A 19,156-nucleotide genomic window follows, 5' to 3' on the forward strand; every position below is an offset into this window, starting at 1 on the left:
AAGGGCCGCCGCTGCTCACCCCCCACAGCACCTCTGGGCCAGGGGTGGGTGCTGCTGCCTATTGCGAGCGACTCTCAACAAACATCGGAAGCTGCTGCAGGCCCAGCAGGGTGGTTGGGGGGCGCCTCGGTGCGCTGCAGGACGGCCCCAGTAGGCCCAGCAGGGTGCCGGTGCCCGCCGCTCACCCCCTCAGCGACCGACCGGCTGGGTCAGCGGCGGGAAGGGCTGCTTGTTGAGAACCGCTCTCAAGAAGCATCGGTGGGGGGGTGTGCTGCCGGAGCCGGCCCGCCCCGCTGCCCCAGCCGGGTGGTGTGGTGTGGAGGTGAAAAAGCCAGTCCCTCACTGCGCTGTAACGCCTAAGCTCAGGTGTAACAGGGGGATGTTACAGCAAATCCCTTGCGCTGGAAGGGTTGTAACGATGTAACACCTGTAACAAGAAATATAGATACGTACGAGAGAGGAGGAGGGAGGAGAGGGAGGGGGAGAGAGAGAGAAAAGATTTCCCACTTTTTAAGGGGGTATGTCTCTATGATTTCGCGTTACACCGTTACATCGTTACTTCCCTTCCAGCGCAAGGGATCTGCTGTAACAAGGGGGTGTTACAAACCCCTCTGGCGTTACAGCAGATCCCCGTAACGCCACCTCCACCCCACCACACCAACACGCTGGGCCCGCGTAACGCCGCGCACCTCACCCCCACAGCGGGTGCTGTGCCGCTTCACCATCGCCGGCCTCACCGCTCTCCGGCTCCATCCCGCCCAGCACCTCCAGAGGCACACTCACTCCCCTCGAAACGCCGATCACCGGGAACCGGGCCACCGCTTGCAGCCTCTGTGCCCCCTCCAGGTCGAGCAACCGCTCTGCAAACGCCTCGTTCGCCCACTTCGTGCCGTTGAAGACCTTCCCCATCCCCGTCTTCGGCCCAGTGGCGATCACCAGCCCGCGTTCCTTGTCCACCTTCAGGCCCAGGCGGCCCAGTGCGTCCTGGGCTGCCTTGTAGCTCGCTGCGCCCTTGGCGGTCCCTGCCAGCGGGCCGACCCAGCGCGCCAGCTCCCTCACGGTGGTGACGCCAGCCGGTGCGAGCGCCCCATCGTGGAAGCGCACCTCGTGGCCCAGCAGATGCTGAAGGCAGCGCTCAGCCTCGCTGGCAGCGGCGCAGCTCTCGGCGGCCTCATTCTCCAGCGTCCAGCCCTGCGCCTCGACCCAGGCCCGAGCTGAGGGCACCTCCAGCCGGTCGGTGCTGACCAGCAGATGGGCTCCGGCCAGCAGCGCTCCGTAGGTGTCGCCATTGCGGGCCGTGCCGCCCATGGCCTGCACCACCAGGCTGAAGGTCTGCACGTTGTGCAGGAGCACCTTCAGATGAGTCACCGTGCGCCGGATCAGACGCTCGCCCACATCGCGGGTGATCAGCTCACGACGGCGGGTGGCCACCGCCTCCCACTCCGCACCGGTGAGGTGCCTACGCGTCACCACGGCCAGGCGGTTTCGGTCCGCCGAGTTGGGCACCGTGGCGTTGATCCCGATGAGGCAAAGGCTGGAGCGGACTGCATACCTCATTGCCACACCTATTTGTGTGCCTTTCACCTGCTCCACACCGTCGTAGGAGTACCGGGCCAGGCGTAGTTGCTGCTCTCTTCGCCTGAGGTCTTCCTGCTCTGACTCATCGATGAGAGCAGGAAGAGAGCTATTCCCAAGCATCTGCCGCACCCCCGCCTCAGTTGAGCCACTGGAGTACCTCGCAAGCTCCGCTTGCAGCGGCTGCAGGACGTTTTCGACGCTATCGCTTTTGCCGATGCCGGATGAGCCGGTGATCTGCAGCGCTGGCCGCTTCCTGAGAGCGCCGCCGACGTTGGAGAGCACCGCCCAGCCGGCCAGATGCAGCCCATCGCAGGTCTGCTCCCAGCCCATGCCTTGGATCACCTCCAAGATGGCGACGCCTTCTTCATCACTCAGCGGCGCTGCCTCTGGATCAACCGCCAGCGGTACTTCTCTGCTGTAGCAGTACTGGCCGGCGAACGCATCCAGATCGGTCAGTTGGCCGGCAACCTCCAGCCGGTCGCCCAGGTGCCAGACCGGAAGGCCGTTGTCGACCCACACGCCTTCCCCCCGTAGCTTGCTCAGGTTGAAGACCCTGACGTGACCCCCTTTATCGGTCCAGGGCTTATGAGAGTGGGTGGTTGTGGTCATGCTGCAGCTCCCTGTTGAGCTGCCTCCAGGGGCGTACGCCCCTGGAGGGCCGAGTGCGGCCTGAGTGAGTTGTACTCCCAGCGCCAACGATCGGCCAGGATCTGCGCCTCGGGAGCTGTTGTGAACAGCTCGGTGTTGAGGAACTCATCCCGGAACCGGCCGTTGAACGACTCGGCGAATCCGTTCTCCCACGGGGATCCTGGCTCGATGTAGGCCGTGCTGGTAATGCTACTGGCCTCGCACCAGTCCCGTAGGGCCTGGGCAATGAACTCCGGCCCGTTGTCCGATCGGATGTACGCCGGTGCTGGGTAGAGACTGGTGAGTTCCTCCAGCACCGCCACCACGTCCTTGGCCTTGCAGCGCCTGCCCACCCGGATGGCCAGACAGAGGCGGCTGTGCTCATCGATCACGTTCAGGAACTTGAGCCTGCGCCCATCAGCGGTGGCGTCGAACTGGAAGTCCATGGCCCACACCTGGTGGGGATGCTCAGCCCGATGACGCCGCACCGAGCCGTCCGCGGGCCGTGCCCGCTTTCGCTTCCTGGGAGTGGGCCGCTGCAGCCCCTCCTCGCGCCAGAGCCGTTGCACCCGTTTGTGGTTCACGGTCCAGCCCTCCCGCCGCAGCAGGCGGTAGGCCATCCGGCGGCCCCAACGGATGTGGTCCGCGGCGATCTCGCGGAGACGCTGCCGGAGCTTGGCCTCCTCGATCGAGACGACCTTGCCGCCATGGCGATGGGTGCTGCGGTGCTGGCCCACCACCCGGCAGGCCAGGCGTTCAGAGGCCCGGTAACGCTCCTGCAGGACCGTGACGGCCCTGTGGCGACGCTCCGGGCTCAGAAGTTTCCCTCGGCGAGGTCCTTGAGCATGGCCTTCTCCAACTCTGCTTCCGCCAAAAGCTTCTTGAGCCGGGCGTTCTCCTTCTCCAGCTGGGTCAGCCGTCTGGCCTCCTCGGCCTGCATGCCCCCGTACTGCTGCCTCCAGCGGTGGTACGTGGGAGCCGATACCTCCAGGGTCCTGCAGACGTCAGCGACGGTCTGGCCCTGGTTGAGGAGCTGCTCAGCGGTGCGCAGCTTGCGGATGATCTGCTCGGGCGTGTGGCGCTTGCGTTTCATGGGGCTTCTCCTGGCCAAGTCTGGCCGGTAGGGAAGCTCTCATAAGGTCTGGTTCAGTTTCTGGGGTCCACGTCAAATCCGCCCTTCCAACACCAGCTCCTCAGCAATGGCCCGGATGGCCGCCCAGAGCGTGTGGCCGGTTGCAGACCCGTTGGGGTGGCGCCCCATCATGACGAGCACAAGGCATCCACCCGGTGCGAGTTCGATCGCCCGCAGGGCCAGAAACCGGCTCCAGTCCTGGTGGGCCTGCTCCGCCATCTCCAGGGCCTCCGCTCCCGCGAGTTGGTCGAAGAACAGGGCTGTGCCGGCAGATGCAGGCCCTGGCCGCTCGAGCCACTGGAGCGCCGCAAAGCTCAGCCCGAGATTGAGCACCCCTGGAGGCATCACGAGCTGGTAGAAGGAACATGCCGCCGTCATGGGAGTGATCGGCCCCTCACGCACTCGCAGATAACTCTCCTCGCGGCGCAGGGCCTCATACAGGCCAGCCCAGTCGTTCTGCAGAACGTCGTTGTGAACCACATGGATGGGAATGTGTGGAGACCGCGTCCGAATGCTCTCCACGGAGCTTCGAATCAAGAGTGCTGTCGCCATTCCCTGGGCGCAGCCCAAGTCGGCGATCACGACGGCTTTGGTGCTGGAATCCAGCGCGATGCGATCGGCTGCCGAGAAGACCCTGACCTGGAGGGCGGTGGCGTCCTGAGCAGCGGCACGGTGCGACCCAGCGGCCCCTGCCGGGTGCGGCTTGAGCGCACCACGCCAGATGCCGGCCCCGGGTCCCGCGATGAGGCCGAGGCCGTGCTGGCAGCCTCCGGCAGACCCCGCTACAGCCTCAGCGCGACTGCCGGCACCACCATGACTGGGATCTGGCGCCAGCAGACGGAGGCGGCCTGCACGTCCGCAACGCTGGCGGGAACGGTGCTCAGCCAGTAGCAGGGGCTCAGCTGGGACGGCGGCTGGCGGCCCAATGCCGTGGTGCAGCGCGAAATCTGGAGGGCGGGTGCCGTGCAGGGGTTGGCCCTGAGCAGCTATGCCGGCAAGGTGGAAACGGCCTCCTACACCGGCCCTTCCGTCCAGAGGGCTCCGGTATGCAGCCGCTCCACCGCGGCGTTGCCCAGCACGTAGCGCCGGAACGCAGGCTCAACTACCTCGATGGCTGGGTCTGGATAGGGCACCAGCCCTCCCTGCCAGTCTCTGGGAACCGCTTCCGTCATCCGTTGCCAAGCTCCCGGGAGGTGCTCTCCGCTGAATCCAGACGCAGTTCCGGATCGCCCACCTCCGCCTGCTCCCGGCAGCCCAGCACCGCCTCCGGATGGGAGTAGTGCTTGAACTCCAGCCAGTTGCCGGAGGGATCGTTGAGGAAGAAGGTGTGATGCTCCAGCGCCGAGCCCGGATAGCGGCATTTCGGCGCCACGGCAAAAGGCTCGCCGGCCGCCTCCACCCGCTCCCGCAAGGCCTGCCACTGGGGGAGGGAATCGAACTGCAGGCCGAAATGGCGCGGGTAAATGCCCTGCTGCACGGGCTCCGGATCGGGGCCATGGGGCTGCTGTTGGGCCACCAGCTGGTGCCCGCCCAGATCCAGGATCAGCGCCGCCGCGCTGCTGCGCCCCGCAACGCAGCCCAGCACCTGCTCATACCACTGGCGGGTGAGCGTCAGGTCCCACGCCGGAATCGAGAGGTGGAAGCTGGGCGATGCCACCGGCAGGCTCCTGGCCGCACGGGCCGTTCTGCGATCGCCTCCATTCTGGTTCAGCTGCCCAGCTCGAACTGCAGCTGCACGGCCGTGGGGTCCTGCACGGCTGGCTGGCGTCGCCGCCGCCGCGCGCTGGCGGCAAGGCCGGAGCGGCGGGAGCCATGGCGTTCCTGGATGGCATCTGCCAGTTCCGCGAAGCCCTGCTGCCGGCGGCGGCTCCAGATCGCCTCGCGGGCCTCCCGGGCCGCCTGGGCCGGATCCACCCGCCGCTGGGTCGAGGCGGGCATCGTCCAGGGCTCGTGCAGGTTCACCGCCGGCATCCGCGCCAGCTCCGGCAGCCACCGGCGGATGAAGCAACCCTGGGGGTCGTGGTCGTGGCCCTGCTTGATCGGGTTGTAGATGCGGATCGTGTTGATGCCCGTGGTGCCCGACTGCATCTGGCACTGACTCCAGTGGATGCCGGGCTCGTAGTCCACGAAGAGGCGGGCCACCGCCATCAGCATCGCCCGCATACGGAAGTTCAGCCAGCCGGTGGCGATCAGAGCCCGCATGCAGGCATCCACAAATGGCAGCCCGGTGCGGCCCGCCGCCCAGGCCGCCAGCCGCTACGGATTGCTGCGGCGCAGGCCGGCCGTGAGTGGATGACTCTCCTCGAATTCGATCGCCGGCTGGCTTCCCAGCTTCTGGATGAAGTGGCAGTGCCAGTGCAGCCGCGCCTCGAGGCCCCGCGGCGTCACCACCCGCCGCCGGCTGTGCTGCACCAACTCCCGCAACGACAGCGTGCCCCAGCTCAGATGGGGCGAGAGGCGTGAGCAGCTGCCGAAGGCCGTGAGCGGGCCGGAGAGCTCCCGCKGGTAGCGGGCGCCGCGCCCCTGCAGACAACTCTCCAGTGTCGCCAGCGCCTGGGAGCGGCCGCCGCTCTGGCGGCCGGGGCAGGGATCGGGAGCCAGCCCCAGGCAGGCTGCACTGGGAATCACGCCCTGATCCACGCCGCCGAGCGGCTGCAGGGCCGGGGGCGGCGGCGCCAGAGGTTCGGTCATGCGCTGCTTCCAACGCCGCGCCCAGCCGTCACACTTGATCTAAAATTGAGAGTTTGATCCGTCCTAACTTCATAGGATCAAGGTAGGACTTGTTCTGACAATTAGAGCCATGATGCGAAGACACCGCGGCCCTACACTCTTCCGATTCCCTTAACCGGGCTCCGATCGCTAAGGCCATCTCCCGAAACCAATATGATTCCCGTTCGTGAGACCCTTGCTTGGACATCTGGCCTTGCCGAACAACCAAGATCAGCCGCCACGAGTGCATAGCAAGGCGACTTGAAGTCGGAATCAAGCGCACAATTAGGAGCGGACCCGGTTCGCAGGAAGCCTTGGCAGAACCACTAGCGCATGCCTCGGTGCTGGGCACCATCGACTGAGACGCACTCGCCGGCCACCCAGTTTGCGCGCGGGGAGACTAGGAATACCGCAACGTCCGCAATCTCCTGGGGAGTACCGAAACGCCCAGCAGGGATGGCAGTGCGCACACTCTCGTAGATTTCGGGGTACTGCTCTCGTGAACGGGACCAGATACTACCCGGAAACTCTGTCGAGCCGGGAGCAATTGCATTGACGCGAACTCCTTCGGAGGCGTGAAAGACCGCGAGCTTCTTAGCGTGCGCGATGAGCGCTGCTTTAGCAGCGGTATAGCCATAATCCGGTGCCGAATCGCACTCCAGGCCGGAGATGGACGAGACGAGAAGAATGCTACCGCCCCCACCCGCAGCCATCCAGGGGATAACTTGGTCACAAGCACGTACGGCTGCCATGAGGTCCACCTGAAGACTGGCGTTCCAGTCGTCATAGGTCGGCCCAACGGCGAGTGCCGACGCGTTGTAGATTAAACCATAAATACCGCCAAGTTCATTCTTCGCGGTGAACAGAAACGAAGTCAGAGCCTGTGAGTCAGCTATGTCACATACAGCAGCATACGCTTTAACCCCAGTGGCAACAAGGGCATGCTCGGTTTCTCGAAGTGCTTCGTGGTATCGGGCGCAGATGGCGACGTTGGCCCCCTCATTCGCCAAGCCGAGAGCGATCGAGCGGCCAATTCCTCGGCTTCCTCCGAGTACGATGCAGCTCTTCCCTTGCAACTGTAGGTCCATAGAAAGTCCCCCTAACCGTGAGTGAACGATAAGCCCACCTGTCACAGGATCTCGGAAACTGGTGGCTTTCCACAGGTGCCGAACGTTTGCCATCACTTGGCTGCGAGGAAATCATTCTGCGTGATGATACCTATGGAGGCGGCCCAGGTGCATGGCAATGGTGGGTGGGTGCTTTGAGTAGAAGGATCACTTGCAAGCAGTTAATTGAGATCTTAGCGACACCCAAAGGCTAAACGCTGAGCAAGAGTCTTTGGCATTTTGCTTCTCGAATATGAAAGCCACCCAAACCACATTTAAATCCCTGAAGGGGTCGTGAGCATTCCATCTATCCATTTCCCAGAGGCCGGTCGCCTGCGTGTTGCAGGAGCTTTGGACGGCGCCGGGGCTGTGCTCGATGCCTCCGGCCTGAGCCGGCCCACAGTGGCTGGCGCCCCAATGGCGTTCTGGAACACGAAATCTGGTCGGATAGGGGCTTGCGCTGGCTGGCCCTGAGCAGCGATGCGGGACGCTTTCAGAAGGCCTCGTACACCTGAAGCATCGATGCAGCGCTAACTGCCTCGCCAACGTAATACAGCAAGACAGCGAGGAGGTAAGGTACGATTACTTCTAGGCGGTACTGGCCGATGGCAGCTGCTACCTCTACCTCTAGGAGGATCCGTCCGATCTCACCATCGGCTGGCTGGGGGCGATGCTTCCACGCCCAGTTCCTTGGGGTTGAGGTGTTATGTTCTGGCTGCCATGGTCGGAAGGACTTGGGGTGATCCATACCCAAGGAGATCTGGACCATCTGGACCAGATCTATTGTAGGCACTGGAATCAGGCCGCTTAAACTAGCTCGCTGCGTTCATGAATCCAATCACGCCACGGCGACAACTGCTCATGCCAGCATCAATGGCATTTGGTGTCGTTAGGCGGCATCACTTGAGGGCGGCGAGCTGCTGAGAAGGGGCGTTGAATCACCTTCGATTTGTCAGAGATCATTCTCTGGATACAGCCAAAGATCCATTCCGGTTGTAGCCGGCGCAAGGGGGTGCTCAAGCCTCTGCCGCTCAACACTTCCTTAACTCAGACTTAACACTCTAAAAGTCATCCGATCATAATATTCAACCTGATACAGCATTTCAGATGGGTTTTCGCCCCACTTTTCTGCCATTGACACTCTGGCTTCTGATCGCGATCTCGGCCTGTTCTGCGGGCAGACAGGAGGCCGATCAGGCTGGATTGACAGGGGAGACCAGCCGGGACATGCCTGCAACTCCTCTCATCAAGAAAGATATCGAAGTCTGTTCAACAGAGCAAACCTCCTATCTTGACATTGACGACAATGATCGGCTCAGTGTTGGCGATACCCTGATCTATACAATAGCTCTGTCAACAAACAAGAACTGCTCATCGCCCGATGGCACATTCTATGGCAAAGAAGAATTAATTCAAGATCTCGGTCAAGGTCAAAATGGAGATTTTCTGTGGTTAACTAGTTTCCAGGGCCACCTTGTACTTCCTGACGGAACAGTGCAGGCACGTTCCTTAGGCCAGGTCGAAATTTCTGCCCAACAGGTTCAGGCCATTTCTGCCGCTGCTCCTGGTCCAGTGGAGGCCACGATTGAAGATTTGCTGCCTGTAGCCTTCACCTCTTCGCTGCTGGGAACTGATAAGGCCTACGGTGGCACCGTTGGAACGATGAGCTTTGACGATGCTGATCGCGATATCCTTCAGATTGAATTGTTCCAGCGGCCCTAAGAGTCTGGTGAAAAACTGCCTGACCAGCTGAGTTTTCCCTTCCGAGAGCTAAGGAGGCTCTGGAAAACCCAAGCGATCCGCGCGACAATATCCCTGTAATCGCAGGCGCGGACTGGGTCATGGGCAGCAAGCCGCTCGGCCACCGCTTCGCGGAAGGCTGCGCCTACAGCGATTACGAGCAGACCACGGCCAAGAAGCGCACGAGGCACGAGCGTTTTTTGGCCGCAATGGAGAAGGTGGTGCCGTGGAAAACGCTGCAGGATCTCATCGAGCCCCACTATCCCAAGACCAGCAGCAAGGGAGGCCGCCCGCCCTATCCACTTGAGTCCATGCTGCGTATCCATCTGCTGCAGCAGTGGTACGACCTGAGCGATCCGGCGATGGAGGATGCACTGATCGAAGTGGAGACGATGCGCCGCTTTGCCGGCATCGCCCTGATCAGTGATCGGATCCCTGATGAGACCACGATTCTCACGTCCCGGCACCTGCTGGAGAAGCATGATCTCGGCCCACAGACCTTTGAGGTGGTCAAAGCCCATCTCAAAGCACGCGTCATGTCCATGAAGTAGGGCACGATCATCGATGCCACCTTGATCGCGGCACCAAACTCTACCAAGAATTAGAATAAGGAAAGGGATCCGGAGATGCACCAGACCTGCAAGGGCAAGCAGTGGTATCACCGCTACGCGGAAGGCTTCGCCTACGGGATGAAGGTCCACATCGGCGTGGATAGCGAGAGCGGCCTCACCCACTCAGTGGAAACAACGGCTGCCAATGTGCATGACCTCACCCCAGCTGCTGATCTTCTGCACGGCGAGGAGACCGTGGTCTATGCAGATGCCGGCTACCAGGGAATTAAGAAGCGAGACGAGATGCAAGGCCGGGGAATCGGATTCCGCGTTGCCATGCGCCCTGGGAAGCGCCGCCTTCTTCCGGACACGCCGCAGGGACGACTGGATGATCTGGTCGAAACCGCCAAAGCTCACATACGTGCTAAAGCAGAGCATCCGTTTCGGGTGATCAAGCAGCAATTCGGCTTTCAGAAATCCCGGCTGCGGGAATGCTCAAGAATAGCTACAAAGTGAATGTGCTGGTAGCCCTCGCGAACCTATTCATGGCACGTCGCAGGTTGCTATTCAGTACGTGACTGGAGGACTAGTGTGTCCATTGAGGGCAAGAACCGCCCCACATGGGCTGGTTTTGGCGGCCGACAATGTGAAATCAGGCAACTCTAGAATCAGATCGCCAAGACTTGTTCATTGAGAGCATATTGCGCCCTTGAACCCTCTTTCAGGGCTCATTGCCCAGAGGTTCCCTAGCTCTGTGGGGCCCTCAAGACGTTGTTTCCTCAGCCCGCCAGGGTTCTCGACCGTGCGTCTGCGTTGGAAGCACAGTCAGCACCATGCTGATCGCTCTGCCGCTCCTGCGCGGCAAGGGGCTGCGGGTGCAGCGGTGCCAGTTGGGCCAGGCGGTTGGCCTGCAGGGGATTGAGGTTGTCGTCGCTCAACAGCAGCAGCGTCGGCCGGCCGTCGGACAGCGGCGGGCCGGGAATCAGGCCCTCCCAGTTGTCGGGGCTGAGGCCGGTGGCGATCAGATCCCATTCGGCCAGTGGCGGCGCCGCGGCGTCATCGGTGGCTGCCGGCAGGGGATAGAGAGCCAGCTGGATCTGCCAGTTGAACGGGGGCTCGAAGCGCCGCAGCAGCGCCAGCCCCAGCGCAGCAGCCGCACCTGACGGGGGGGGCCTGCAGCAGGGGCCCCAAGGCTCAGCAGCTTGACCGCAATCGCTGCGGCGATGGTCAGCAGCATGGGGGTTCAGCCCTCAGCAAGAAGCAAAACGCTCTCTCAGGCCGCCAGGGGTTCCGAGTTCTCTTCCTCGGCAGGGGCCAGGGAGGTGGATTCTCGCTCGGCCCGGAACAGCCCCACGTCCACGCCCAGGTGTTGGTCGGGACGGCCGGTGATCAGCAGGGCGGTGCGCTGGCGGGTAGCGATCTGCCACATCCACTTGGTGAACAGGGTGATCCGGTTCTCCGTATCAGGGATGAAGGCCAGATGGGCCAGGGCCCAGAGCACCCACCCCGCCAAGCCCGTGATGTGCAGCCCCCGCAGGTCGGCCACCGCATACCAGGGGCCGATCACGGCCATGCTGCCCAGGTCTGTGAAGCGGAAGGGGGCGAGGCTGCGGCCTTCCCGCCCAGCCAGGATGTGGGCCGCCACCCAGCTGCCCATCTGCACGGCGGGGCCTGCCATGCCGGGCAGGGGTGTGCCGTCAGTGGTGTGCAGGTAGGCGCAGAGGTCACCGATGGGGTGGATCTCGGGGTGGCCCGGCACCGAGAAATCGGGCTCCACCAGCAGCCGCCCACCGTGGTCCACGGGGCAGCCGCTGCGATCGGCCAGCAGAGCGCCCAGCCGGGAGGCACGCACGCCAGCGGTCCAGCAGATGGTGGCGGCTTCGAGCTGCTGCAGGCCATCGGCCCCCTGCAGGCTCACCCGCCCGGGGGCGATCGCCTCCACCTTCGTCCGCAGCCGCACCTCCACGCCGGCCTGCTGCAGGTAGCCCGCCGCGGCGGCGGACAGCTTCGGGTGCATCGTGGGCAGCACCCGCTCCACCGGATCCACCAGCACCACCCGGCAGAGGTCGGGGTTGAGCTGCTTGAAATCCCGGCGGATGGCGCGGTGCATCAGCTCGATCAGGGAGCCAGCCAGCTCACAGCCGGCGGGGCCGGCGCCCACCACCTCCACGGTCTGCAGGAAGCGGCGGCGCTCGGGATCGAGCGTCTGCTCCGCCTCCTCCAGGGCCATCAGCAGACGGCGGCGGATCTCATCGGCGTGCTCGAGGATCTTCATCGGCGGCGCCAGGGGCCGCCACTCCTCGCGGCCGAAATAGGTGCTGCCGGAGCCGCTGGCCAGGATCAGATGATCGTAGCCGTAGCGGTGGTCGTTGAACACCACCTCCTTGGCCTCGGGGTCGATGTCCACCACCTCCCCCAGCAGCACCTGGATGTTCGGGGCCTGGCCCACCATCTGGCGCAGGGGGGAGGCCACATCCGCCTCAGACACCAGCCCCGAGGCCACCTGATATAGCAGCGGCTGAAACAGGTTGAAGTTGCGCTTGTCGATCAGCGTCACCCGCACGCGCTTGCCGGCCAGGGCATGGCAGGCCTTGTGAGCCCTGCAAAGCCACCACCCACGATCACCACATGGGGCCAGTCGCGCAGCGCACAGGCGGGGGGGTCCAGTTCCAGGAAGAAGCGTTCCGGTGCCATGGCCCTCCTGAGCCCAGTCTTTCAACCTATGGATGGCTCTCTCTGGGCTCTGTAGTGGGGGAAGCCATTCGGTGGCTCCATCAGCCATTCCACACCTGCAGCAGCCCCGGGATGAGCTGCGCCCTCAGGCCCCTGGCACCGGTCGCGTGCGGCTCACCACAGTCCAGTGGGACTGCAGCGTGGCGTTCACCTGCTGATCACCAATGCGGCAAACAGGCCAACCGGACCTGCCGCTTCTGCGCCAGCTGGAATCCAATGAGCAGCAGACGTGGCTCCCCCTCGCCGAGCCAGTTCAAGAGCAAAGCAGTGACGTTCGGGCTGTACGCTAACCTGGCACGGTGTCAGGCAGAGGTAACACCACGTCGGCTCAGCCCCCTTCACCCCGAAGGCACCGGCCACGTGTGACCGCCCAGCAACTCGCGCAACCGCGCAGGGGTGCCCTCACCCGTCAAGCCATCCTTGACGCCGCCGTGCAGTTCCTCCGGGACGAGTCATTCCGCGATCTTTCCGTGGCGGTGCTGATGGCCGAGGCTGGATCGAGTCGAGCCACCTTCTATCAATACTTTGAGGACATCTACGCCCTGATGCATACCTTGCTGGACGATGTCCGTGAGGCGATTCTCAACGCCGCCGACCCTTGGTTCCAGAGCGACAACGACCCATGCCAGCTGCTCCGGCAGACCCTGCAGGCCATGGTTGACGTGGGCTCAGAGCAGGGTCCGATCCTTCGGGCCGTGGCAGAGGCGGCGCCGTTCGATCCCAAACTTGAAAAGGCCTGGAACAGCTTTCTGGCCCATTTCGATACAGCCGTCACCGCTCGCATCGAGCAGCACCAGGAAAGGGGTTGGATTCCCGCCTTCCCAGCCCACAGCGTCGCTGTCGCCCTCAACCGGATGGATGCGGCAGTGTTGATCAAGGAATTCGGCACCAGCCAGCGGGGAGATCCCTCGCGGGTGGCCGACAGTCTCTGCCACATCTGGCTCTCTACACTCTACGGGACCTCGTCATGAATCGCCCCTCTGCCGTATTGGCTGCTTTCCTCCTTGCCTGCTTGGGTACTCCCTCCTCAGCTGAGGTGAACCAGGCAACGCTCGACTCCATCACCACCCCCGATGCAGTGCAGACTTCGATCGGCACGCTGCGCTTCATCGATGGGGCTCCTCTGCCGCAAACTTCGGCAAAGGTCTATGACTACCTCGACACGATGCGGGGCGTCGATACATTCCTCAAAGGAATTCCTGCGGCCTCGATCTACGCGATCATCCACGGCACCGAAAGCCTTGGAGCCGTAGAGGCGCATCAGATCGTCCTGTTCGACAAACTCGCGGGTCCCGATCAAATCGGCCTGACCTACAACAACACTACGATGTATGTGTTCCCAACAACCGATCTAGAGCGGGATGGGCCCACGGTCATCGAAGTTCCGCCTGGGGCGCTTGGAGCGCTGCACGATGCCTACTTCCGCTACGCCGGAGACTTCGGCCCAGCTGGGCAGGACAAAGGCAAAGGCGGTAAATACCTGATCCTGCCCCCTGGTTACGAGGGCGATGTGCCTGATGGCTATTACACCCTTGATCCAGGTTCCTACAAAAACTGGATTCTCCTACGCTATTCCATCGCTGATGGCATGGAAAACGCGGCAGCATTTATCCGGGACAATCTAAAGATGTATCCGCTCTCGATGGCGGACAATCCCCCCGAGATGGAATTTATCAGCGGTTCTGCAACGCCCTGGAACACTGTGCATGCTAATAATTTCGAGTTCTACAATGAGCTTAACGCCGTCGTACAGAAAGAGCCAATTGACTTCCTTGACCCTGAGACACGCGGACTCTTTGCCTCCATCGGGATCGAAAAAGGTAAACCTTTTGCTCCCGATACGCGAATGCGGAAAATCCTTGAAGACGCAGTCGCGATCGGCAATGCGTCAGCTCGTTCGATTGTCTGGTACCCGCGAGTCGACATGAACCTCGATGGGTTGAAGCTCTATCCAGATCGCAATTACTTCACTGGATTTAATGACAGGAACGTTTTCTTCAACGGAGATGATGGCTACACCATGAATTCTGATGCCCGAGTGGCGTTCCACTACGGCTACACAGTGGTCACACCGGCCATGGCGACGCCTCGGGTGGGTACAGGGTCAGATTATGCGATCGCTTATGTCGACAATACGGGACAGCCGTTTGACGGATCTAAGACCTACATGGCGACATTGCCACCCAACCCTCCTGCAAGAGATTTCTGGGCTTTTACTGTCTACGACGCGCAGACGCGATCCATGTTGCAGACCGATCAAGCTGCGCCCTCGCTTGACAGCGTGCAGCGCAATCCAGTTGTGAATGCTGATGGCAGCATCGATGTGTATTTCGCTCCTGTGGCTCCCGAAGGAAAGGAGGCTAACTGGATCCAAACGATCCCAGGCAAGAGCTGGTTTGCTGCGCTTCGGATGTATGGCCCGCTCGAGCCTTGGATCGAGCAGACCTGGAAGCCGGGTGATGTCATGCTGGTCGAATAACGCGGGATAGACACTGTTTTCTGACCCGTTCGAACAAAGGCGGCCCGACGACTATCGGGCCTTTATCCAATCAACACCGATGATGATCAAGCACACGCTCAGCGTCGCGGCAGCTGCCGCTCTGTTGTCAAGTACCGCGTTGGCAAAACCCATTGTCGTCACCGCAGAGAACTTCCCTCAGGCGTACACCAACCTGCGATTCGCTGCCATCATCGAGAAGGCAGGTGGTCTCAATCGGTTTTTGAAAATGCCAGTGCCGAGTAGCGATCCGAAGGAACAGTTTGTTGTGCGCATGAACCGTGATACGGCTTACTCAACTTCGGTATTCGATCTGTCCAGCAGGAATGTCTACGTTACGATCCCAGAAACCGATCAATATGTAACGATACAGACTGTTGATGAAAATCATGAAACGCAACGCATGATCTACGGTCCTGGCAGATATCTGCTTACTGCTAAGACCGACCATGCATTTGTCATTGTCCGCACGCTTGATCCAGGCTTACGAGACAACATTTTGGTTGAGGCACCTGACCCGAAACCCTTCGAGGTCAAGGAATGGGATGAGGGGTCGTTCCAGGCGGTTGAAAGGGCCGGTAATGAAGACTTCAGCGATGGTTATGATCAGTCAAGAGCATTTAGCAATGTCGAAAGTGGTCAAACACCTTACATGAACTACGTTGGCGCGGCTGGTGGCTGGGGTGGCGCCATGGTGCAAGACAATATCTACCAGACGAGCCCCTACTTCGATGCCGATGGTTGCTATGAAACAACGTTTGTTGATCCAGAGCCGAAGTATTTCTGGTCAGCTACGGTTTACAATGGGGATGGCTATATATTCAATGACGTGGCCAATATCTCCAGTGAAACAAATCCGGTGCAGAATCCAGATGGCACCTACACATTGCGTTTTGGTTGCAAGGGTCTACCCAACAATATTCCAGTTAGCAAGGGCAACACCACGGGCAAGTTCAACGTGCTGATGCGTCACTACGGTCCAAGCGAGATGGTCAGCAATGGCGAATATGGCTTCAACATGACCCAGTTCATTCGATCTGCTCAACCTCTCAAGACCCAATGAGCTCATTGGATGCCTGTTTCAGTTGCTGCGGCCTACATCGCCCAGGCTTTCTCGGACAATTACACTCAAGCATCGATGGCTGATCACGAAAAGATACGCCATCCAATCGATTGGCCTCCCGGTGGCTTCATTGTTTGTAGTCGCAGGGACCCCTGTGGCGCAACCCTGACCACGTGGGCTCCTGCGACCCGGAAAGCACTGGGTTGGCTGCTTCCGTGGGGATCGTGAAAGGGCAACCCTTTGCTCCCGATGAGCGCTGGAAAGCCATCCTCACCGAAGCTGCCGCGATTGGGAACGCATCGTCCCGGCCCATCCTATTTTGCCCCTGCAGCCAGGCTGTCTACTTCTACCCTGGTCAGTGTCAATGGCAGTCGCCTTTGGCAGGTGGACGTTACGAGTTCCTGAATGAAGGCGCTCGCATGTTGGATGATCGGGTTGCCTTTCACTACTACGCCACCGGCATCACCCCGGCCATGACCACTACGAAGGTGGGAACTGGCTCGGTTGACGCTATCAGGAGCAGTAGATCAGAACGCCGTGCCTCTCGACGGTGGCAGCACCTATGCCGTGACCCTTCGGGCCCTTATCCCAGCAGCCAACTCCTGCTGCTTCATGGTCTATGACAACCACCCCCGGCCAGTCCTTGAGACCGATCAGTTGACCGGAACTCTCGACAGCAATTCCGAAGCCTTACAACTGAAGCCCGATGGAGCAGCGACGGTTTATTTTGGCACCAAGGCTCCTGAAGATAAGCCAGGAGACTGGATTAAGACACTTCCAGGTAAAGGTTATAATGTATTGCTGGGCCTCTGCGGCCCCGAGCAGGCATGGTTCGAGAAAACTTGGATGCCCGTTGACTTTGAACCCGTGAATTGACGCTTGCCACTGGTGGGTGCCGCTCAGCGGGGAAACAGCAACTGAACTTGAGCCCTCAGGCTCCAGTCTCCGGCAGCATCGGGCTTCACCACATTCCAGTAGGCCTGCAGCGAGGCATTCACCTTCTGGTCACCGATGGCGAACACCCGGCCAAAACCACCTCCGATCGGAACGGTCCATGGCTCTTCACCGGCGGGGGCTTCCCAGTTGGAGGTGATGATCGGAGCTGATACCAGATACCATCCCTTCGGCAAATTGTAGTTCAGGAACGGTTGCACCAGGAGCTGATTGACCGACTCCCGATCACGGTCACCGGCAAACGACCAGACGTTGTTAGCGATAGCCCCGCACACCATCGGGCCTGTGGACACGACCACAACCGCCGCTGGACCGGCGCTCCATTTCCCCTGGCCAAGAACGTCTTCCGTGGCCGTGGGTAGATCAAAAGTGGGCCCCACACCCCAGGTGACCTTGCTTTCCGAGACTGGGGAGAAGAAAAACTGAGGGTTGATGTCTCCCAGGCCAAAGGCACTGCCTTGCCTCGTTGCCGACGCGGGTTGATTGACGACAGGGACGATGGTGCGGGTGACCAAGAGCAGCTCCTCCGATAGAGGAACTGGAATCACAGGCTGAATATTGAGAAGATTCGGAGTGCCCTCCCCCGACGGCCCAGCACCGAAGGTGGTGTTGTTCTGGAAGGGCACACTGATCAGACTGGCGATCGGATTCTGGGACTCCTTGGCAAGGTCGGCTGTACGCAGTTCAGGTTGATCGTCACTCGCTTCGCTGTCAGGGAGCTCGCTCTCGGCTTGGGCCAACGATGCCGCTGGGGAGGCCGGAACGAGCGTCACCGGCTGACGGAACGGTAGGGGGATGGTTGATGACTCGCTCCCCTGGGATGGGCCCGCGGGATGGGTGTTTGCGATAGCCTCTGGGAACAGGGCGAAGGCACACAGTAGTAGAGCGAGCTTGATCAAGTATCGATCCTTTTCATTGGCTAATCTACGCAAATAAGCACGAACTAGTGACTTGTTGGAGAGGTTCGCAGCCACTAGAAAGATTGTCTGCTGCTTGGCAGAATGCCATTGGGCTGGCCGGCTGGTGGGGTGGTAACGGGTGGGTGATCACGTCAGTCCACGATCAAACTTCAGCCATAAACGATTGGCTAGGACGATGAAAGTAAGCCTCGTCGATCACCCAAGGCTCAGCGCAGCGGCACGAAGATCCGGTTGCCGTTGGCCGGGTTGGTGAACTCGGCGTTGCCCTGCACATACACCCGCCGCTCCCAGGTGCCGCCGAGGGAATCCCGCAGCGTCGAGAGGGGGAAGCCCTCCTTCACCAGCCGGTAGGTCATCGCCTGGCCATCCTCCCAGACAATGCACACCCTGCCATCAGCGGAGTGGTTGTCACGGCAACCGATCGGCTGGTCGTTGTAGGCACAGCTCTTCCAGGCCTCGGCCAGGGCTGCGGGAGCCAGGACCGCCGGGGCCAGAACCGCTGCAGCCAGTGCGCTGCTGATCAACGCCATGGTCAGGGGGGCACGGCCCAGAGGTCTCGGCATGGCTGGTGCAGCCTGGAACCTGAGTATGGCCAGGCCCTGCGTTGGGCTCACACGTTGTGGCCATTTGGGTGCCGATGGATCCGCAGTTCGGCGTAACCCGTCGCTGGATCCAGCTCTCGCCGGAACTACCAGTGCGGCAGCAGCCCCACCAGCAGCTCGGCGGTGGTGCGCACCAGCGAGCCGGGGGCCAGATGGCCGCCGATCACCGCTCCGGTGTTGTCGGCGATAGCGATGTGCAGATGGGCTCCATCGGCAGAGAGCGTGCCGGCCAGGCTGACGATTTCCAGTGCGCCGTCCAGGGTTGTGCTCTCTTGACGGTCAGCCAGCCGCAGCAGGGGGCAAGGTGGACGTGGCTGGATGGGATCAATCCCCGAACTTGCGATCCAACCAAAGCGTGAGCACATAGACGCCGATGAACATCGGCAGGTAGGCCACCCACATGTTGGGCAGATTCAGTTCTGAGTTGTTGATCAGAACAAGTCCTGAGTAGCTGACCAGGCCATAGATCAAGGCTCTGCGCAATGGACCGGAAAGTCTTTTCATCGCAGACCTGCCCAAGCACTTGGCCCATGGTATCGGCTGTGATTCCGCGCGCCGAACCTGGGTTTGAGGCTGCACAGCCCGCCTTGCCCGCCCATGATGGCCGTCGCCCCAAGCGGTCCTGCCGTGTGGTCTGTTCCATGCCCCATCCACCCCGGTCTTCAACGCCGCTGATCAGGGCTCTGACGGCCCTGCTGGTGGTRGCGCTGCCCCTGGTGCTGCAGCCCCAGGCCGCCAGGGCCCGCCAACCCCTGAACCCCGACATCGACACCATGTGCGAGGGGTTGGCCCTGATCAACCAGAAACTGGGCGCCACCGCTGCTCCGGGCACCCCCATGGCCGAGCTCATGGAGCAGGAGCTGGTGATCACGGCAGGCCAGTACGAGGCGCTGTGGTCGTTGATGAAGCTCACTCCCACGCCGATCTGCGAGTCGCTGTACTGA

The 19,156-nt window shown here is 61.5% G+C and carries 20 protein-coding genes and 2 pseudogenes; 8 read left to right on the plus strand and 14 right to left on the minus strand.

The genetic code is table 11. From position 1 onward, the window contains the following. Positions 1-690 precede the first annotated feature (690 nt). From IQ216_RS00140 to IQ216_RS00150, 3 genes are all read right to left on the minus strand, one after another. Complete coding sequence (locus IQ216_RS00140; protein WP_193813797.1) at positions 691-2,187, minus strand: hypothetical protein; 1,497 nt, start codon at positions 2,185-2,187, stop codon at positions 691-693. Beyond that, a protein-coding gene (locus IQ216_RS00145; protein ID WP_370566526.1) for an IS3 family transposase occupies positions 2,184-3,298 on the minus strand; the annotation gives its coding sequence in 2 pieces (ribosomal slippage) (positions 2,184-3,037 and positions 3,037-3,298; 1,116 coding nt in all). Before IQ216_RS00145 ends, IQ216_RS00140 begins: the two co-directional genes overlap by 4 nt. A gap of 72 nt (positions 3,299-3,370) precedes the next feature. Beyond that, on the minus strand, positions 3,371-4,081 hold the full coding sequence (locus tag IQ216_RS00150) for a hypothetical protein (RefSeq protein WP_370566530.1): 711 nt from the start codon (positions 4,079-4,081) through the stop codon (positions 3,371-3,373). On the opposite strand from IQ216_RS00150, the gene IQ216_RS00155 reads away from it, so the two are divergent. Then, positions 4,010-4,228, plus strand: a complete 219-nt coding sequence (locus tag IQ216_RS00155; protein WP_193813800.1) for a hypothetical protein — start codon at positions 4,010-4,012, stop codon at positions 4,226-4,228. The genes IQ216_RS00150 and IQ216_RS00155 overlap by 72 nt on opposite strands. A 122-nt stretch (positions 4,229-4,350) precedes the next feature. Here IQ216_RS00155 and IQ216_RS00160 read toward each other — a convergent pair whose 3' ends face one another. From IQ216_RS00160 to IQ216_RS00175, 5 genes are all read right to left on the minus strand, one after another. Next, a complete protein-coding gene (locus IQ216_RS00160; protein ID WP_193813801.1) occupies positions 4,351-4,509 on the minus strand; it encodes a hypothetical protein in 159 nt (52 codons plus the stop codon). Further along, positions 4,506-4,994: a VOC family protein gene (locus IQ216_RS00165; RefSeq protein WP_193813802.1), complete on the minus strand. Its 489-nt coding sequence runs from the start codon at positions 4,992-4,994 to the stop codon at positions 4,506-4,508. Before IQ216_RS00165 ends, IQ216_RS00160 begins: the two co-directional genes overlap by 4 nt. Before the next feature lie 50 nt (positions 4,995-5,044). Continuing rightward, entirely contained in the window at positions 5,045-5,590 is a 546-nt protein-coding gene (locus tag IQ216_RS14580; RefSeq protein WP_370566531.1) for an FAD-binding domain-containing protein, read from the minus strand. A gap of 3 nt (positions 5,591-5,593) precedes the next feature. Further along, a complete protein-coding gene (locus IQ216_RS14585; RefSeq protein ID WP_370566527.1) occupies positions 5,594-6,028 on the minus strand; it encodes a hypothetical protein in 435 nt (144 codons plus the stop codon). Positions 6,029-6,372: 344 nt separating this feature from the next. Next, positions 6,373-7,134 carry an SDR family NAD(P)-dependent oxidoreductase gene (locus IQ216_RS00175; RefSeq protein ID WP_193813803.1) on the minus strand — a complete coding sequence of 254 codons (762 nt, stop codon included), beginning with the start codon at positions 7,132-7,134 and terminating at the stop codon, positions 6,373-6,375. 1,125 nt (positions 7,135-8,259) lie between these two features. On the opposite strand from IQ216_RS00175, the gene IQ216_RS00180 reads away from it, so the two are divergent. After that, a complete protein-coding gene (locus tag IQ216_RS00180; RefSeq protein ID WP_193813804.1) occupies positions 8,260-8,874 on the plus strand; it encodes a hypothetical protein in 615 nt (204 codons plus the stop codon). Positions 8,875-8,993: 119 nt separating this feature from the next. Beyond that, a pseudogene (locus IQ216_RS00185) lies at positions 8,994-10,021 on the plus strand (IS5 family transposase). Between the two features lie 201 nt (positions 10,022-10,222). Here the strand turns inward: IQ216_RS00185 and IQ216_RS00190 are convergent. Both IQ216_RS00190 and IQ216_RS00195 read right to left on the minus strand, forming a co-directional pair. Then, on the minus strand, positions 10,223-10,690 hold the full coding sequence (locus tag IQ216_RS00190) for an esterase-like activity of phytase family protein (RefSeq protein ID WP_193813835.1): 468 nt from the start codon (positions 10,688-10,690) through the stop codon (positions 10,223-10,225). Between the two features lie 26 nt (positions 10,691-10,716). After that, positions 10,717-12,137, minus strand: a pseudogene (locus tag IQ216_RS00195) (NAD(P)/FAD-dependent oxidoreductase). Positions 12,138-12,538: 401 nt separating this feature from the next. Here IQ216_RS00195 and IQ216_RS00200 point away from each other — a divergent pair. The 4 genes from IQ216_RS00200 (at position 12,539) to IQ216_RS00215 (ending at position 16,612) form a co-directional block, all read left to right on the plus strand. After that, a complete protein-coding gene (locus IQ216_RS00200; RefSeq protein ID WP_370566528.1) occupies positions 12,539-13,147 on the plus strand; it encodes a TetR/AcrR family transcriptional regulator in 609 nt (202 codons plus the stop codon). A gap of 65 nt (positions 13,148-13,212) precedes the next feature. Beyond that, a complete protein-coding gene (locus tag IQ216_RS00205; RefSeq protein WP_370566529.1) occupies positions 13,213-14,655 on the plus strand; it encodes a DUF1254 domain-containing protein in 1,443 nt (480 codons plus the stop codon). A gap of 82 nt (positions 14,656-14,737) precedes the next feature. Next, on the plus strand, positions 14,738-15,736 hold the full coding sequence (locus tag IQ216_RS00210; RefSeq protein WP_193813807.1) for a DUF1254 domain-containing protein: 999 nt from the start codon (positions 14,738-14,740) through the stop codon (positions 15,734-15,736). 504 nt (positions 15,737-16,240) lie between these two features. Beyond that, entirely contained in the window at positions 16,241-16,612 is a 372-nt protein-coding gene (locus tag IQ216_RS00215) for a DUF1214 domain-containing protein (protein ID WP_228006937.1), read from the plus strand. Between the two features lie 23 nt (positions 16,613-16,635). On the opposite strand, the gene IQ216_RS00220 is transcribed toward IQ216_RS00215, so the two are convergent. The 4 genes from IQ216_RS00220 to IQ216_RS00235 form a co-directional block, all read right to left on the minus strand. Beyond that, the gene (locus IQ216_RS00220; protein ID WP_228006938.1) at positions 16,636-17,430 is read right to left on the minus strand and encodes a neuromedin U; all 795 of its coding nucleotides are present in this window, start codon (positions 17,428-17,430) and stop codon (positions 16,636-16,638) included. 386 nt (positions 17,431-17,816) lie between these two features. After that, positions 17,817-18,173: a hypothetical protein gene (locus IQ216_RS00225; RefSeq protein ID WP_193813809.1), complete on the minus strand. Its 357-nt coding sequence runs from the start codon at positions 18,171-18,173 to the stop codon at positions 17,817-17,819. A 125-nt stretch (positions 18,174-18,298) separates the two neighbouring features. Further along, on the minus strand, positions 18,299-18,577 hold the full coding sequence (locus IQ216_RS00230; RefSeq protein ID WP_193813810.1) for a PPC domain-containing DNA-binding protein: 279 nt from the start codon (positions 18,575-18,577) through the stop codon (positions 18,299-18,301). Next, a complete protein-coding gene (locus IQ216_RS00235) occupies positions 18,537-18,716 on the minus strand; it encodes a hypothetical protein (RefSeq protein WP_193813811.1) in 180 nt (59 codons plus the stop codon). Before IQ216_RS00235 ends, IQ216_RS00230 begins: the two co-directional genes overlap by 41 nt. 137 nt (positions 18,717-18,853) lie before the next feature. On the opposite strand from IQ216_RS00235, the gene IQ216_RS00240 reads away from it, so the two are divergent. Continuing rightward, positions 18,854-19,156 carry a hypothetical protein gene (locus IQ216_RS00240; protein WP_193813812.1) on the plus strand — a complete coding sequence of 101 codons (303 nt, stop codon included), beginning with the start codon at positions 18,854-18,856 and terminating at the stop codon, positions 19,154-19,156.

Origin of the sequence: Cyanobium sp. LEGE 06143 (genome assembly GCF_015207535.1) — a bacterium.
Taxonomy (GTDB): domain Bacteria; phylum Cyanobacteriota; class Cyanobacteriia; order PCC-6307; family Cyanobiaceae; genus NIES-981.